Raw genomic sequence first — 18,303 nt, forward strand, 5'->3', positions numbered from 1 at the left:
ATTTATTTATTAATGAAGAAATTTGATCATATATTATTATTTAAAACAAATTGCAGCACAGGTGCCGACAAACTTATGCTGCAATGCCTGATGCAACAGGACGGGATTGAAGAATGGAACCTTGACCTGGATGACTGTGATTATGTTTTAAGGGTAATATCACGTACCTTAAATCATGCATCTATCATTCTATTACTAAACCGGCACGGCTACGAATGCTGTGAATTAATTTAAAAAAAATGAAACCACAACAACAAGAAATCATACCATTTACCGGTTATCAAAAGCTGGTAATACTTATACTGGCCCTTACCCAGTTTACGGTAATCCTTGATTTTATGATCATGTCGCCATTAGGAGATATGCTGATGAAATCCATGAGCCTTAAGCCATCGGCGTTCGGTATTGCCGTTTCGGCCTACGCCTTTAGCGCAGGGATCTCCGGGCTGCTTACAGCGGGCTTTGCGGACAAATTCGACCGTAAAAAACTGTTGCTATTCTTTTACCTGGGATTTATTGCTGGTACCGTACTATGTGGAATGTCAAACACCTATCCCCTGCTATTGGCAGCAAGGATCATCACCGGTTTGTTTGGTGGTGTTATCGGCTCCATCTCCATGGCCATTATTACTGATCTGTTCGCCTTACAGCAACGCGGCCGGGTTATGGGTTTTATCCAGATGGGATTTGGCGCAAGCCAGGTGTTAGGTATTCCAATAGGGTTATATCTGGCAAACCATTTTGGCTGGGAAATCCCCTTCTTTTTAACCGCTGCACTTGCCGGCGTTATCGCCATAGTTATCATGTTAAGATTAAAACCTGTTACCGCACATTTACTGGTTCAGCATGACCGGTCAGCATTTCTGCATTTATGGCATACAGTTTCAAAACCTGATTACCGCATTGGCTTTGCGGCTACTGCGTTGCTTTCCATCGGTGGTTTTATGATGATGCCGTTTGGCAGTGCGTTTGCTATTAACAACCTGCACGTAACCAATCAGCAACTGCCAATTCTATTCATGATCTCAGGAGTGAGCTCTTTATTAATAATGCCCTTAATAGGCCGCTTAAGCGATAAGATCAGCAAGTTTAAATTATTTGCCGCAGCTTCTGTTTGGACGATGGGGATGTGCATATTATATACCAATCTTTCGGTAACGCCATTCTGGCTGGTAGTAGTATTTAATATTTTGCTAATGATGGGTGTAATGAGCAGGATGATCCCTTCTTCTGCGTTAACCAGCGCTGTTCCTGAAATGGAAGATAGGGGTGCCTTCATGAGCATTAACGCGTCCCTGCAGCAAATTGCAGGTGGCGTAGCCGCTGCGGTTGCAGGGATGATTGTTGTTCAGCAGAGTAAGGGTAGTCCGCTGCAGCATTACGATACAGTGGGTTATGTAATAGTCGGGATTTCGATATGCAGTATTTTACTAATGAGCCGTGTAAGCAAAATGATCAACAGGAAGATAAAGGATCATCCTGCGCCAATTAAACAGGATGATGTGGTGATTAGTGAGGGATATTAAAGAAGTCTTTCTTGTCGCTTTAAATTTCAGGGCCATTTAAAACATAAAGGCTCCGTGCTCTCCGTGTTTTCTCAGTGTCCTCTGTGGTAATATTTTTACCACAGAGGACTCAAAGGAAGACTCAAAGGTCACGGAGCTTTTCTAATTTGTTATTTTATTTTTTACCCCATTTTTGTTCCAGCATCTTTATAAAATATCCGCCTACCACACTGCGGGCCTGGAAGCCAACTTGTTTCCCATTAGTAGTTTCGTGCCAATCGCTCAAGGGTACACGGGTCGGTGTTTCTGTGGCAAATTTATACACAGGGTTTGCTAAAGCTTCAAAGTCGGCTTTGTCCTTCGCAAGGGTAGCGGTCCACATGATCCAGTCGCTTTTGGTATAAGTTTTACGGCTATCTAAAGGTAGGCCGAACTCATTTTGTTTAGTTAGATAGAACTTAACCTCGCGATCATAAACTGATTGTGGGAAAAGATCAAGCCTTAAAATTTTATCCCAAACCATGTTGTACTTCTGGCTCCAGCTGCCTTTGTTATCAAATGTCAGGGTGTAATGGTCCTCATCCCGAGCCATTAAAGCCCAGCGTTCGGCCATATCCTTTGCAATTTTCTTATACTTGGCAGCCCCGGGTTCGTTCAATTGCGCAGCTAGCTTAGCATAGCAGGCAATACCCACTATGGCCTTTACCGACAAGTTGGTGTTACGTGCCAGGTGACCAGCAAAATCATCGGTACAAAGCTGGTTCTTAGGATCAAAACCTTCCTCTACCAGGTAATTAACCCATTTGCTTAATATTAGCCAGTGTTGTTTTGCATAATTTGCGTTGCCTTCGGCTTTGGCTATTGCCGCCACCAGCGAGATCATATTGCCCGATTCCTCAACCGGCATGCCTTCGCCGTATTGTTGTCCGTTTGCCAGCGGGTAGGTACCCAGATCATGTGCAGCATATCCCCTTTGAAACTTGCCACTCTCACTAAAATAGAAGATTCCGTTCAACATGCCTTCCAATAACTTAGGGTTGTACAATAGATATAACGGAGCTGATGGATAAGTTACATCAACCGTATTGATAAACCCACCACTGAAATTCTCCTTTGAAAGCCATAGCAATTTACCCTGCGGACTCTTTACCAACGCATGTGCCGCTATACTTTGGCGATAAGCCATCACACACAGTTTTGCATATTTTTCGCCGCCTGCCTTTACCGCGTCTTTATACATTGACACGTTAAAAGCGTCGCATCTTTTTAACAGGGAAGGATAATCGACTGCAGCTTTTGCCAATACCTGTTCAATGGTTTTGGTTTGGGCAGTTTGCCACCAGGGCTTTAAATTGGTGTGGAAATATTGAATCGGCTTAATTTCATCGTAACCCATTTCAACAAATTTTTCAACTGCAGCCTTGCCAACCGATCCAAACGGAATCACGGTATTTAGAACCACATCGGTTCCCTGTTTTACGGTTGATTGTGTTTCGCCTTTGAAAAAGCTGTTCACCATTTCAGTTCCCGAGCTTATGTATTGCGATGAATTAAAAGACTTTGGAACGGCCACGTACATATAGCCCCAATCTATCCGTAAGTCATCTCCCTTTTTTTGCAGGATGGGTTGCTCAACTGTACCTGCCTTTAGAATGGACAAATTACCAGATGCATATTTTTTAGCAGTTACTGGCTGAGATATAGTATTGCGTGCAATATCCGCCGAAGCGCTGAAAAACACTTTAACATCATGCTGTTTGCCATCGTTGGATTTTACGCTGTATGCGATGTATGATACCGGCCTCGCCAGGATATTCAAATCATTCAGCAACAAAGGAGAGGTAAAGGTTAATTTTAAATCAGCTGCACCGCACTTAAAATTGTAGATGGTTTGTGTAGCGTTCATTTTAACGCTTGTTTGTTTTGCAAGCTTTAGTTCTGCATGGTCAGTTGGTTTTATCTCATCAGAAAAACCGGCATCCAGCCACGCAGCGCCACCTGTATTGGTACAATGCATTGCCAAAACGTTTTCGCCATCCTTCAGTTTGGCAACCACATCATCGCTCATGGGGAAATATTGTAAGTCACCGTTTGCTCCGCTTGCGGTATAGATCTTCTCTCCATTTAAATAGATCTCTGCATCATCATCATGGTGCAGTTTCAGGTAAAGTTTGTTTACTTCCTTTTTGCTGTATGTAAAAACACGGCGCATCCAAACCGCCTTGCTGGTCCACAATGTTCCAGCCCTGTCCTTATCGTCGCTAAATGGCGCCTTTCCGTTCTTCCATGCGCTGTCGTCATATTTTAAGCCTGTCCAGCCGTCACCGGGAATTAAGGTAATGTACTTGCAGGTATATGCTGCTTCGTCGGCTGCGGGCACCAAGATCTTATAGGCCACAGGTTCCTTACCCATAAAGCGATAAACATCACCATCAACTTTTATCAGCCCGATCAATGACTGATCCTTGCCTGTCCAATGATGGGTTGTAGATTGGTTCAGCTCGTCGCTAAACGACCAAACACTGAAATAGGTGCTGTGTGTGATCAGCGGATAAGCCGGCGCTTTTGTTGCCTGCGCAGATGCTGAATAATTTGTTGCTGCCAATAAAACCAGGCAAGCGTACTTGGTAAATTTATTCATAATTTAGATGTATTGTTATAACTAGGTACGGTCAAAACTACATAAAAAAACATTCCGGCATAATAGGGGCATACCGACTCAAGATTATCGACCTAAAACTAACTTACAATTTTCACACCCGCAGGCGCGTGCACAGTTGTTTTTATTTTCCCATTAGGCATTTTTGCGTGTTTTACTTTTAAAACGCCGTAAGGCGTAGGGAAAGTACCTTCAGCAAAGGTTAAGTTGCCAAGATGCGGTTCTATTTTTATAACCTTACAGCCCGGGGCCAGAACTTTAATTCCAAGCACGTGCTCCGTAAGCCATGGTGTTGGCCCTGAGGCCCAGCCATGCGCCAAACTATGCCGGAAACCTTTATAACAGAACGCACCATATTTGCTATGGATATCTATTTTCCCCTCCGGCACCAATTCATCTATCCTCGATGCATTGGGTAGCCAGTCGATATTAAAATCCTCCCAAAAGGTTGTTGCGCCCAGGCTTAACATTGGGCCCCAAAAGTTTTTTATAGCATCCATAGCACCCTGGTAATCGCCGGCTTTTGCTTTAGCCTGCAGCATGTAGTAGCCAAAATAGGTGGAGAAGTCATGTACGCCATTTGCAGATATAATACTATTTGCTTTTTCGGGCGATATCAATCCCGCCAATCCCATCAACGCGGCTGCCTGTTTTGATCCGTTAGCATCAGGAACATTTTTTATTAAGCGCGCTACAACGGCCCTGCATTTTTTTGCTGTAGCCGGGTCTTTTAAGATATCACTTAATTCGGCTCCATCATTTAGGGTGATGATCAGCATGCCCTGTAAACCGGCATGGATCCCTTTTACGTTTGGCGACGAGGGCCAGTCGAGGAAGCGGTTGCCGCCATCAAGTATTTCGCTGTCGTTTTTATCTATTTTTTCACTAAGCTGACCAAGTAGTTTTGCGAGGTAGCTTTTTTGTTGCTTTAAATAACTCAGGTTACCGTTATGCATATACCAGTCGTGCTGAATAATTATCCACCACATGGAGTACGATACCATGCCGGCCATATACCCGGGATACGGTGTAATATCACGGGCTTCATCCAGGCTTTTTGGAACTACATCGTTATCACCAAAAACAGCAGCTATGGTTGATGTTTCCGGGTGCATATCCCCTACCCACACCAGGCGGTCGCGTTTGATGCCGTCCCACAGGTAATCCTGCATATTGAGGTGAACGGTATAAGCACCCGTCATCCAGATCTTATTGAGCAAAGTATCGCTGCAATTAAACGAGCCGAGATATGGGATATCCCTAAACACAAAAATTGCGTTTACTTCCTTCAGCTTAAGCTCAACATTATCATCCACCAAATCCATCCGCACAAACCTGAACCCGGTATTGCCAATTTCAAGTTTACCCAACCATGGTACCGAAACAATGTAATCACGCATGGCGTGATCGTTGGTGGCATTCTTCGCTGTATCGGCAACGTCAGACATTGCTTCGGCAACTGATTCACCGAAACGAAGACGAACACGAATCGGTTTACCGCCGCGCGATTGATCGGTTATTATTTGCAAGCCTCCTTGTAATTCTTTTCCAAAATCAAATAAAATGCCTGCCTTACCCTTGTCATTACTTTTCAGGATGCAAAGATTACTTCCTGAAAGATCAGCCTGGCCAATACCTGGTTGCAATAGTTGTTTTGCATTAACGATATTGGTTGCAGCATTTTCCGACTCCCATTCAATTTTTACCGGTGGTAAATAACGACGCACCGTGGCTTCCGTGCGCGACTGAGCAGCTCTGCCTTTTGAAAAAACAGGCGGTAGTTGAGCTTCGGCTGTATTTACTACCAGCACGATAAAAATAAACAGGATAAATTTTTGCATAGGTTATTTAAACGGAATTTTTGTTTACAAGTGGGTAAACATAATCAACACGTTGACTTTGCCCGTCATGTACTGTCTTACCGGCGGGTACTATGGTTTATCGATGGAAATAAATAAAGAGCGCTTCCACGAGGGTGAAAGTGCTTAGTTCCTGCTTTTCCTGGTATTTAATTACCGATTTTCCATCTAAAAAGCGGCAAAAAATTTTAAAGCTACTGAGCTTCTATCAGGTTAAATATCTTGCAAATCTTGTCCGAAAACAATGGTTTCACCACGTAATCCTTTACAAATGGATAACGGCTTGCCCTTTTGATATCTTCGTCGTGGACGGAAGATGTGAGAAGAAAAATTCTGGGCTTTTCATTGGCATCGGTTGCCAAATATCGGTAGTTATCCAAAAACTCCCAGCCATTCATTACAGGCATATTCAGGTCCAGTAAAATATAATCATAAACAAAAGCCGGCTGCCTGGCTTTTGTTTCCGTTATTAAATCAATAGCGATTTTTCCGTTTAAACACGACGTAATGTTTGAATTGACAAAGAATTTTTTTATATACTTTGTTGAAATTAAATTATTAAGGTTATCGTCATCAACTAATAAAACATTAATTGCCTTATTCTGCATAGTTATAGGTCTTTATATGGGTGTTATTCAATAATTTATCACTAGAGATTCTGAAGATAATAAAATTTATTTTCATTTCTTCATATGCAAACTTAAGACAACACTATCACCTACCGTTTTCCCATAACCTGATGACACTATGGTTGAATTACGAAAGTGAATACCGCCATAAAATCGCGATAATGATGTTTCATCAGCCGCCTGCCGGAAAGACTTGAATGAACGACTTTTGATGCCAAATTCAAGTTCAGAAGTGTCCTTGTAAGCTATATTATCACCGAAAATATCGGTCAGTACTTCAGCGGCTGAAGCCGAGATGGTACAGTGCCCACAAGTGTATTCCGGGAATGGCGGGGTTTGCAGGTGCGGACGCCAGTCTTTATCAAAATACCTGTCGATAACCGTTTCCGGCCTTACCGTAGCGTATTTAAACTTGGCGGCCCAACATTCAATAAAGGCGTCAAACAATGCGATGGAAGTTTTTGCAAAGGCGTATACGGTTGTTGGGAAATCTGCTTTGGCCTGCCCTGCCGCAATACCGGTTACACTCATCCAATGTCCCGGGGGCGAGAATTTCTTTGTAATAAACATCACGTGGCCCAGCACATTTAGCTTGCCGGGATTATCATCCCAAAAATCGGCGATATGAGTCTGCTCCGGGTCTAATTTATTGCCTGCATTCATTATCATCATTACTTCCTGGTAATACTTACTTGTTTTATCAGTAACGTTAAAAGCCGGTGGCGGCGCAACGTCAAATTGGTTGGCATCCTTCATTACCATTGTGCGAATCTCGGACCAATGCGGTTCAACAGCGGCTGCATATGATGGCGGTGTTGGGACCCATCTACCGGGAATATCCTTCACCGAATACTTTGATGAGCTACGGGTTTTTAAATAATTGTCGCCCTTGCTCCACTTCATAACCGACATGCCAACCCGATTTGCGTAAGCTTCTGATCCGCTTACCATATCGCTTGACATGCCATGATCAACCGCCAGCTTGTGCAGGCTATCGGTATAATACTTCATACTTCCCTCCGGAAAGGTAACTGCCCCGCCAACATGGCAAAATGCCTGCAAAGCAGCATATTCAAAATCTATTTGTTCGCCAGGCAATGGTTTTGCTACTGATTTAAAACCATTCAATTGCCCGCATAACGAATTGAATTTTTTAGGGTAACCGGCGGCCATTACCTCGTAAGCCGCAATATTGGCGTAAGCGTAATTACGGGACGCCACAACGGGCGAAAAATTATTCCCCATCACCACGCTGTTTAGCTCATGAACGGTACTGCTATATAATTCCGGGTCGTGAAGGATCTTTTGATAGTCCGGCTTTTTACACGCGGAAACAAACAAAACACATACCAGCAAAAACAATAATTTGAAAAACTTCATATTCTATAAAAATTAGCTACTTAATAACGTATGTCTTCTTCTCAACACCAACGCCTGTTATGGTCAAAGATTTCCAGTTGGATGGCAACTTGCTTTTTACCTGCGTTATCCCGGTTGGCGTAATATCCAATCCACCAAAGCCCATCAACAAGCTTTGAATAATACCCCCTGCCCCGGTTGCAAAATAGGGATTGGTGCCGCCCTTTGTCTCTGCAATCACCCTGAACGGCGGGTTTAAATTTGGCTCATAAGCATCCTTAAAAAAGTGATATGCTTTATCCCCATTTCCAAGCCGCGCGTACAGCAAAGTAAATATCGCCTGCGTCATGGCAGGTGTGCCCTGGTTAGGTACACGGGTTTCGTAGTACTCCAAATCCTTTTTTACCCGGGCCGCGTCTGTGATGGTCTTTAGTGGATAGGCCAACAGGTTTACATCGGCCTGTTTAATACCCTCGCCTTTATAGGTGTCAAATTCCTTGGTTACACCGTCGTCAAATTTTGCAATAGGTATGTTCTGTGCCACCAGTGCCCAATCAGCATTTGCGTTAAGCCCTAAAAGTTTTGCGGCTGCGGCAGCATTTTGCAAATTGGCTTTAGCAGCGGCATTTGTAAAGGCATCGTTGTCAACGTTCTCCGCCCATTCATCGGCAGCAACAACGTCCTTTATATCATAATGGCCGGGGCCGTTGCGTTCCACGCGGCTTGCCCAAAAATCGGCAGTGGCACTCAGGATCGGCCAGCCTTTTTCTAACAGCCATTGCTTATCCTGCGTAACGCAATAATAGTTCCACGCGGCCAAAGCCACGCAGGCAGTTATATGATGTTCAAACGGACCGCTTAATGCCCAAACCGGTGTTTCCTCTACCCCACTGTCGGCGCTTTCCCAAGGAAACATAGCGCCCTTATAACCGTGCGAAAATGCATTCTGCTTTGCCACCGCCAGGCGCTGAAAGCGGTATTCAACCAGCGATTTTGCAATCTCCGGGTGCAGCACCAACAAGGCCGGGTACATCCAAAGGTCGGCATCCCAAAATACGTGACCATTATAGCCTAATCCTGAAAGACCCATGGGCGATGGCGAGTATGCAGTGCCCTCTCGCGAAAAAGAATATAGGTGATACAACATGCTGTGTACATCCTGCTGCGCTTGCGGGTCACCCTCAATTTTAATATCACTTTTCCATAGCTCATCCCAAGCCTGCTCGTGGTATTTTATCAAACGTTCCCGCCCCTCCAATTTGGCAAACATGGTTAAACGTTCGGCCTGGTTCAGTGGGTCGGCATCATGTGCTGATGTTATGGATGAACCCGCAACAGCATATTGCCAGGTTTGCCCTGCCGGGATAGCTTTGGTAAACTTCATCAGGTGCATGTTGTTATCCCACATCTCGTGGATCACCCTTGGTTCCTGGCCATGCAGCTCATTAAATAAAAATGTATTTGATGCGCACAATTGCAATTTACCCGTGGGGCTTTTTGCCGTGGAGGTTAGCAGGCTTACCGTTACATGCGGCCTGTCAATCTCGTTATAATAATTCTGTACGTCCTTTAAAGCATCAGGTGCTTCCATTATGCTGGCTGCAGTAATAGTTATCGCCTTTTTTGCCGTGATGGAGATATCCATCAAAACAGTAAAAGGCAAATGGCGCAAAGAATAATAGGTGTATTTTACCGATGCGGCATCGCCGTAATCAAAGGTGGTTGTAAATGCAGCGTGCTGCATATCCAGTTGCTGCTTAAAATTAGTGATGTTGCCGGCCTCTATGCGCTTCCCGTCAATTTCGAGATACATATTTAACAGGTTAAAGCTGTTGAGGAAGTTGCTTACGCGTCCGCGGCCATATAGATCATAGGCACCTGCCAATACCACGTTCTTTACTTTAAAAGGTTCGGGTGATGATACTATCCCGATCATCCCGTTGGCTACAGTAATGCCATAGTAATTTGCCGGATCGATGTGATCTGCCTTAATTATCCATCCATCCGGGGTTTGCGAATAACTGCTTAAACACGCCGAAATACAGGTTATGATAAGGATAAGTTTTTTCATTCGCACATCTTTATAGTTCGCGCCGTCTCAAACTGTTGTATAATCAATCAGGCGTCCTGTTTAAAAAATCAGGGGTCTAATAATCAAATAATCAGCTGCGGAGAAGCAGGGTTTAATAATGGTTAATTAGTTGCACTAAGATAAATAAGCCTTTTGATGCACCCACTACGTTACCGGTTAATTTTTTGCAAACCTTACCGGAAACCTTATCGCAAACGTTTGTTGTTGGCAAATAACAAGCATGTGTTTTTTAACAATTTCCCAAAACGACAAACATTCCCTAAAACCTGCCTATCTTCAGTTTTAATGCGTTTTCTTCGTTCTATATTCCTATTTTTACTCATCAATTATACCCCCTGAATTTAAAAATGGCTAAACGTTTTCTGTGGATCCTGCTTTCGCTGGCAGTATTATTCTTTGCAGCTATTTACCTGCTTATCCCCTCAAAAATTACAATAACAAGGTTTATAATAGTTAGGGTGGCCGAGAATCATGCCGCCGATGTTTTAACAACTGCAACCGGATGGAATAGCTGGTGGCCCGGTAGTAAAGGTACAATTGCCGGGGCTTATGCTTATAAAACCACTTTGTATAATGCTGCAAAATTCAGCAACAGCGGTGTTCAATTAACTGTTATAAACAACAATGTACCGTCAACCGCTAAAGTAACCTATCTTGCTGAAGATAAGGAAACCACGAAAATCACCTGGACAGACGATCAATTAAGCAACTCGAACCCGTTTATAAGATTGAAGCAGTATATGAGCATATCCGCTAAAGAGAAAAATACGGACCAACTATTGCAGCATCTTAAACAGTTTTTAGAGGATGATAAAAATGTTTATCACCTTGCTGTAAAGGTATCGCAGGTGAAGGATACCATTGTTGTTACAAATAAGCTTGCGCTAAAACAGCTTCCGGATTTGCAGCAAGTTTACCAACTGGTTGATGGCTTAAAACAATTAATAGTAAAACAAGGTGCCATTGAAGTAGCTCCGCCGATGCTGAATATCCACCAGTCGGCGCAAAATGAGTTTGATGTTATGGTGGGCATCCCTATCAATAAAGAGATAAAAACAAGCGGTACGGTAGCCATCCACAAATTAGTACCGGGCAATATTTTGGAGGCCGAGGTGAAAGGCGGGCCGAATACCATAAACGCCTCTATAAATAAGCTTGAAGCCTATAAAAAGGACCACAACCTGGTTTCGCCTGCAATGCCCTATCAATCTTTAATAACTAACAGGATGGCTGAAAAGGACACCGGCAAATGGGTTACCAAACTTTATTGCCCTATTTTTTAGGTCGATAAATGCTCCTTTTTTATAGTTAGATAGGAGTTACCCGCAAATCTGTATAGCTATTTCAGGGCGGGTCAGGGGGGGTAACAGGGTTAACATAATTCAATGTTAACCCATGTATAAAAATCTACTAATCAATAACTTACATATATTTCTGAAAAAAGGGGGTTAACATTTTTAGAATAAATACTATTGGTTGAACTTCAATTTATAAGTTACACAACCCTTATTTAGTTATCAATAATTTACCGTCGTAAGTTACCACCAGGTAGGCATTTTTCCCATTCTGCTTAAGCGGTTGCATAAAGGTTACTTCCTGGAAATTGAATGCGGTGTTAACCCAGTAATCCGGGATCTTGAAGTCTTTGCGCTGTTTGTCATATCCCAACGTGGCTAAACCAAGCGCATCGTATTTTCCTTCGTAAGGTACTACGCCCCAAAAATTACCGTTGATGATCACATCATTTCCGGATGAGGCAATAATTGAACGGATAGGCGCCTGCTGATAAGCATAAGGCAAATCAATAGCAGTTTTGGCATGCAGTACATCGCTGATGAAAACACTTTTAAAAGTATTGGCGGTGAGTTTTTTCTCCTCATCCAACTTGTCCTTGAAAATTTCAGCGGTAGTTTTATCGGCCATTTTTTGGAAGCTCAACCATTCCTTTTTAAGATAGGGAAGCTCCTGTTCCAAATCATTTTTAGGTCTGAAAGGATAGTAATTTCCTTTGTAGCAATAAGAAAGCACAAGATCGTTTTTACCATCGTCGTCCAGATCTGTATTATAAGCAAATAGCGGAGAGGATGGGGTTACGTTATATTTATTATTCAGCCCCCAGTTGCCGGCAATTAAATCAGGTTTACCATCTCCATCAATGTCAGTAATTGCTGCCGACTGCCACCAGCCCTTCATCTCATCGAGGAAAGCGGATGAAAACCGCGTAAGCTTATGATCTTTACTCAGGAAGATATATAAAGGCTGCCATTCGGCTGTGACGATAATGTCCGGTTCGCCATTCTTATCCACGTCCGCCGAAGTAATACTGGTAATGAATTGAATCTTACTAAGCTCGGGATATTTATCTTTTGCGACATCAAAGTTGCCGTTACCTTTATTTAGCAGGATAACAGATGACGATGGAGCGGTATAATTACGGTACGAAATACCGCCGCACAGAAAAATATCCATCAGTCCATCGCCATTAAAATCAAACAAAAACAGTTTTGAAAAACGACCGGCCACTTGCGGCAGCGGCTTGTATTCAAACTGGTTATTTCCCTTGTTAATGTATAACCTTGGCGGCAATATCTTATCCGAATCTGCAAAGGGATGATTTGAGCTTAACACCAAAAGATCAGGCTTACCGTCCTTATTGGCATCAATCCACTTAGCATCCGCGTCACCAAAATCGGGAGATTGATTAAAAGCAGGAACTGTCACTTTTTTAAAGCCTCCGTTAGCATTACCCGTTAGCAGGTATTTTTCCTCACCGGGGATGCCACCAACGTAAATATCATCCAGCCCGTCCTGGTTTTCATCGGCAATGGCAATGGCCGGCGTATGCGGCAGGTAGCAATGCGGCAACAGGTAATAATAATTAAAATCAGGCGTGTCAAAGGTTTTCAGAGTTGCCAGGGATGTTACGCCGGTTTGTTTGTTGTCGAATTGTTTTTTATTCGACAAAAAGTCGGCTATCACTATTGATACGTCCTTATTTGTTTGTGCCAGTTTGGAATCATAAGATATGATCGATTTTTTATTTAAGCTGAACGATTTGATAATTTTGGTCGAGTTATCCGGCCAAACAACCATTAGTTCTGTTGGCTTATCCCCTTTCGAAAAAGTAAACTGAAGCTCGTTACTTTGCCCGCTTTCAAAGGCGTTGCTGGTTTGAATCTCCTGGTGATCAACGTTATGTCCTGATTTCATGAACAGCTTGGTACCGATCCCATTTATGTTACCCACTTTAAATTTTACAGAATATTTTAAGAACGATGGCTTATCGTTTGGATGATTTTCTATCGTCATGTTCCGGTAGATATAGGCCGGTTCATCCATGTTATTGGTTACAATTTCCATGTCACCGTCTCCATCCAAATCAACGGCTATCGAGCCGGATGAAATAGACGGCTTTTGCATATCGTTATCAAAGGAAACATCTGCAAATTTCAACTCATTCCCTCCTTTATAAAGAAAATTATGCACTGCGCCATCGGGCATCATATTAATTTTCTGGCGATCAAATTTCCTTTCGTTCTTGTATTGCCTAATGGTATTTGGATCGCCAAGATATTTCAGGTAATCCATATCGTTCAAACGCTTTTTAATACCGTTCGAAAAAAACAAGTCCTTATGCCCGTCCATGTCAAAATCCTGCGCCAGCGGCGACCATGTCCAATCCGTAGCAGAAACCCCGGAGTACAGCGCCATATCCATAAACTTCTTGCCGTTGGCCACATTTATTTGCAGGCAGTTTTTTGAATATTGGTAATAAAATCCGCTGTTTACCTCCTGGTTATAAATATCTAAGGGCTCGTCATTAATGGTCGACTTTAGCGCCTTCATATCCTCAGGAAGCATATCCGTGCTTATCACATCCAGCATCCCGTCCTTATTGATATCGCTCATGGTGTTACCCATAGAGAAAAGGCTGGTATGCCCGAAAGCACTTTTCAACTGCTCCTTAAATGTGCCATTATGCTGATTGATGTAATAATAATCCTGCTCAAAAAAGTCGTTGCTTACATAAATATCATCCCAGCCGTCGTTGTTCAAATCGCCAACACTTACACCAAGTCCGTAACCAATTGGCGATGCATAAATACCGGAACCCGCGGTAACATCGGTAAAATGTCCGCCATCGTTTCTGAACAAATGGTCGCCGGCGTTATGGCTGTATTTAAACCGCTGCGACGAATCGCCATAAGTATCATTACTGTGTACCGATGAGGTTAACAGGAACATATCCAGATCGCCATCCTTATCATAATCAGTAAACGACGCCTGGGTGGAAAAGCCTTCAAAGTCAAGCCCGTATTTGGCGGCGCTTTCAGTAAAGGTATTGTCGTGGTTGTTGATGTAAAGCTGATTTTTACCTTTAAAGCCATTATAGCCGGAAACAACAGTAACGTAAATGTCCATATAGCCATCTCCATTAATATCAACAACTGTAACGCCTGTCTTCCAATCGCCGGCACCTGCTACTCCTGCTTTCGCTGTAATATCCTCAAATTGCAAATTGCCTTTGTTAAGGTACAGCTTATTCGGTCCCTGGTTTGATACAAAATAAAGATCGGGTAGCCCGTCGTTGTTAAAGTCGGCAGATGCCACGCCGGCACCATTGTAGAAATACAGGTAATCAAGGATGTTTACAGCATCGGTAGGCGTATTTTTGTTTACAAAATCAACATGGGTTTGGGTTGATGACAGTAGTTTAAAAATTCCCGGCTCAACCTTTTTATGTCCGCATGAGGTTAAAAAAACAACCAGGGCAAAAAGCGCAATCAATACAATTCTTTTCATGTTACAGGCTTAGCATTGCTGGTTATTTATTGATCTGGAATACCTTAAGCTGATCGTCGTTTTGGCCGAACAGGTAATATTTTGCACCACTGCTGTTTTTAATTACCAATGATGACCGCACCTGCCCCCTGAGCATAATGCCGCTTTTTGCCGGCTCAGTATACACAAACTGACCATTGATGTATTTATAAAACAGCCCATAGCTGGCATCAAGCCTGCCAATTTCGGGTTTAAAATCGAAAAAGTTACCGCCCATTATCAGCGTATTCTTACCGCTGTTGTCGACGTCGTCAGCCACAATGGTATTAATTGGTGAAAACTGTGCACGCGATGGCAATGCCTTACAGGTAAATTTACCGCTGCCACTGTTAAAAAAAACTGCAGACTGCAGATAATTCATTTCATGTACCTCGCAGCTATCAAGCATATCAGGTGTAAATACCTCCCTAAATGGCTTGCCTGCATAATCAATATAGTTCAGAAAGCGCTTTTTAAATAACGGCATCTGTCCTACCAGGTCTGGCTTCATGTTAAAGGTGTATTCAACATGGTCTGATCTGTACATCGATGTTACACACTCTTTAGTGCCGTTGTTATCAAAATCCTTAATGTAAATCTTCATCGGCTCGGTAAACGATGCCCGGAACTTTGAGTTAGTTCCCAGGTTTCCTGCGATGATATCCGGTTTGCCGTCTCCGTCAACGTCCGCAACTTCCAGGCTGCTCCACCAGCCCTTATAATTTTCAAGCTGTTTATCTTCGGTAAACCTGCCGTGGTTATTCATAAATATTTTGATACCCATCCAGTTACCGGCGACGACAAGATCGGGATAGCCATTGTTATCCAAATCAGCCCATTTTGCTGCGGTAACCATTCCAAGATGTGTGTCGTTACCCAACACCTCCTTTGAAACATCCTTAAAATGCCCGGCACCATCATTATGAAAAACGTACGATTTAGGCGCGGAGCCATATAAGCCGGGAACACTTAGACCCCCGACAAACAAATCCAGGCTTCCGTCCTTATCATAATCAGCGGCGCATATAACCGAGGCATTTATGGCGGCATGGATAGTCTTACTTTGGTTCCACTTAAAATGGCCCTTACCGTCATTTTCATAAAAACGGGGAAAGTAAATGGGGGTGCCTGCTTCGTCAGCATTTCCTCCTACAGCGACAATTAAATCCTGGTCGCCATCGTTATCAAAATCGCCAAATACGGCACCTGCATTTTCCAGGTAATTTGATTTTTCAAAATCTTCGGGAACGTATTGTTTAAAATGTCCGTTTTTCTGCTGGATATAAATAGAGGCATTATTTCCCTTCGAACTACCAAAATAAAAATCCTTTAAGCCGTCGCCGTTAATATCCCCCGACGCCATGTAGGGGTTTTGTGTCGATAGTTTTTGCAGCATCAACTTTTCATTGTCAAAGTCAACGAAATCATCCTCGTGATGGCGCGGGATACTATCGAATAAACTTTTCGCAGATTCCTTGAAGATCGGTTTAACAAGCTTCCTCGTAAAGTCGTAATTAAGCAGGGCATTTGTGATTTTGAATGTATAAACCTTGTTGGCCTTCAGGCTTTTCTGCACTTCATACTTACCTCCAGGCCAAATAATCTGTATGGAATCAACCGATGTATTTTTACCCAAACCAATAGTGAGTAAATTGGGAGATGTACAGCTTTGGAAGCCGCGTGTAGGCTGGTTATAATAGATCTGGGAAGTATTTTTATTAAATATTTTTATAGTCGTCCCAATGCCAAAACTGTTCATTTTCGTTCCCTGTAGTTTTACCTGGATGAAATGATTTACAGCCGCGTTGGAATTATTTTTATAGATGAACGGCGGCATATTTACGTTATTGATCACCAGGTCATTATCGCCGTCATTGTCCAGGTCGGCATAGGCCGCACCGTTACTAAACGATGGTGTTGCAATACCAAACTCCTCTGCCTTATTAGAAAATGTTAGGTCGCGATTGTTCAAAAAAGCATAGTTCGGCAAGGGGGTTGAAGTCATTTTATCAGTAAAATCCTTATAATCAAACTTCTTCTTATCCTTTACCTTCGCCATATTTTCTTTGTTAGATAAAAATTCTATATAATCCTGGTCGGTGAGGTCTTTGTATATCCCGTTGCAAACAAAGATGTCTTTCCAGCCATCGTTGTTCATATCGAACATTAAAGCTCCCCAGCTCCAGTCGGTAGCAGCTATGCCACTGTGAAATGCAATCTCAGAAAATGTGTTATCTCCGTTGTTTAACTGAAGACAATTTTGGGAATACTGGTTAAAAAAACCATCCCGTTGTTTAAGCTTATTCTCGTCGTACGATTCAAAAGCTGTCATTTTTTTTAACCGCTTGTCTCCTTCGGGGAGCATTTCGGTTGTGAAAATATCATATTGACCGTCGTTGTTAATGTCGGCAATATCCGATCCCATTGAGGCCAGGCTTAAATGCCCGGTTTCATCCTGGATCTCCTCCTTAAAGGTTCCGTTTTTTTGGTTGATGTATAAATAATCCCGTTCAAAAAAGTCGTTGGAAACGTACAGGTCAGGGTAACCATCCTGGTTAATATCCACCACAGAAACACCAAGCCCAAAGCCTATATCGCTCGAATAGATGCCAGCTTCTTTGGTGACATTTGTGAAATGCCCGTTATCGTTCCTGTACAGGCGTGCACCGCCTAATTTATCGAATATTGTTCTTAAGTTTTGGGTGAAATCAAATGTCCCTATCGGCCTGAAGGAATTATTTAGCACAAAGCAATCCAGGTCACCATCATTGTCATAATCAAAAAAGATAGCCTGTGTTGAAAGGCCATTATCTGTAAGCCCATATTTTTCGGCTTCTTCTTTAAAAGTACCGTCATGCTGGTTAATAAACAGCTCGTTACCCCGTGATTTTGCGGGACCGTTGCCGCTATGGCAAACGTAAATATCCAACCATCCATCGCCATTGATATCAACTAAGGTTGCCCCTGTGCTCCAATATTTTGTCCCCTTAACTCCTGCCTTTTCTGTTACATCCTCAAACTTCCAGTTGCCTTTGTTTATGTAGAGTTTGTTGCCTCCCTGGTTTGATGTCATGAACACATCGTTCAACCCATCATTATTTAAATCGCCAATGGCAACGCCACCGCCGTTATAATAATTCCGGAAAGCGAATACATTCGTGCGGCTCAGGTCGTTCAACTGGTTGATAAAACCAATTCCGATTTCCTTGTTATCCTGTAAAGTGAACAATGTTGCTTTTTTATTTTTACCACAAGAAATCAACAGAAAAAACAATACAACAACTAACTGGTATTTTTTATACGGCATAGGATGGGGGAAAAACAAACGTAGCGAAATAAATTTCGCTACGTTTCAATCAATCAAAATAAAATATAATCA

The 18,303-nt window shown here is 42.8% G+C and carries 10 protein-coding genes; 3 read left to right on the forward strand and 7 right to left on the reverse strand.

Annotated elements, in window-relative coordinates; genetic code table 11:
* Nucleotides 1–12: 12 nt before the first annotated feature.
* On the forward strand, nucleotides 13–234 hold the full coding sequence (locus tag KXD93_RS21540) for a hypothetical protein (protein ID WP_258139427.1): 222 nt from the start codon (nucleotides 13–15) through the stop codon (nucleotides 232–234).
* A 5-nt stretch (nucleotides 235–239) separates the two neighbouring features.
* Nucleotides 240–1,526 (forward strand): MFS transporter, encoded by a 1,287-nt coding sequence (locus KXD93_RS21545; RefSeq protein WP_258139428.1) that lies wholly within the window; start codon nucleotides 240–242, stop codon nucleotides 1,524–1,526.
* Between the two features lie 154 nt (nucleotides 1,527–1,680).
* On the opposite strand, the gene KXD93_RS21550 is transcribed toward KXD93_RS21545, so the two are convergent.
* From KXD93_RS21550 to KXD93_RS21570, 5 genes are all read right to left on the reverse strand, one after another.
* A complete protein-coding gene (locus KXD93_RS21550) occupies nucleotides 1,681–4,146 on the reverse strand; it encodes a glutaminase family protein (protein ID WP_258139429.1) in 2,466 nt (821 codons plus the stop codon).
* Nucleotides 4,147–4,244: 98 nt separating this feature from the next.
* Nucleotides 4,245–6,005, reverse strand: coding sequence for an alpha-L-rhamnosidase-related protein (locus KXD93_RS21555; protein WP_258139430.1), 1,761 nt, complete (start codon nucleotides 6,003–6,005; stop codon nucleotides 4,245–4,247).
* Nucleotides 6,006–6,217: 212 nt separating this feature from the next.
* Nucleotides 6,218–6,631, reverse strand: coding sequence for a response regulator (locus KXD93_RS21560; RefSeq protein ID WP_258139431.1), 414 nt, complete (start codon nucleotides 6,629–6,631; stop codon nucleotides 6,218–6,220).
* 72 nt (nucleotides 6,632–6,703) lie between these two features.
* Nucleotides 6,704–8,032, reverse strand: a complete 1,329-nt coding sequence (locus KXD93_RS21565; protein WP_258139432.1) for a vanadium-dependent haloperoxidase — start codon at nucleotides 8,030–8,032, stop codon at nucleotides 6,704–6,706.
* A gap of 16 nt (nucleotides 8,033–8,048) precedes the next feature.
* Nucleotides 8,049–10,082, reverse strand: coding sequence for a kojibiose hydrolase (locus KXD93_RS21570; protein WP_258139433.1), 2,034 nt, complete (start codon nucleotides 10,080–10,082; stop codon nucleotides 8,049–8,051).
* A gap of 368 nt (nucleotides 10,083–10,450) precedes the next feature.
* On the opposite strand from KXD93_RS21570, the gene KXD93_RS21575 reads away from it, so the two are divergent.
* Entirely contained in the window at nucleotides 10,451–11,386 is a 936-nt protein-coding gene (locus tag KXD93_RS21575; RefSeq protein ID WP_258139434.1) for a GyrI-like domain-containing protein, read from the forward strand.
* A 223-nt stretch (nucleotides 11,387–11,609) separates the two neighbouring features.
* Here the strand turns inward: KXD93_RS21575 and KXD93_RS21580 are convergent, their stop codons facing one another.
* Together KXD93_RS21580 and KXD93_RS21585 are read right to left on the reverse strand one after the other, a co-directional pair.
* Nucleotides 11,610–14,906, reverse strand: coding sequence for an FG-GAP repeat domain-containing protein (locus KXD93_RS21580; protein WP_258139435.1), 3,297 nt, complete (start codon nucleotides 14,904–14,906; stop codon nucleotides 11,610–11,612).
* Nucleotides 14,907–14,928: 22 nt separating this feature from the next.
* On the reverse strand, nucleotides 14,929–18,231 hold the full coding sequence (locus KXD93_RS21585; protein ID WP_258139436.1) for a VCBS repeat-containing protein: 3,303 nt from the start codon (nucleotides 18,229–18,231) through the stop codon (nucleotides 14,929–14,931).
* Nucleotides 18,232–18,303: the final 72 nt, after the last annotated feature.

Source organism: Mucilaginibacter phenanthrenivorans, assembly GCF_024721155.1.
GTDB classification, from domain to species: domain Bacteria; phylum Bacteroidota; class Bacteroidia; order Sphingobacteriales; family Sphingobacteriaceae; genus Mucilaginibacter; species Mucilaginibacter phenanthrenivorans.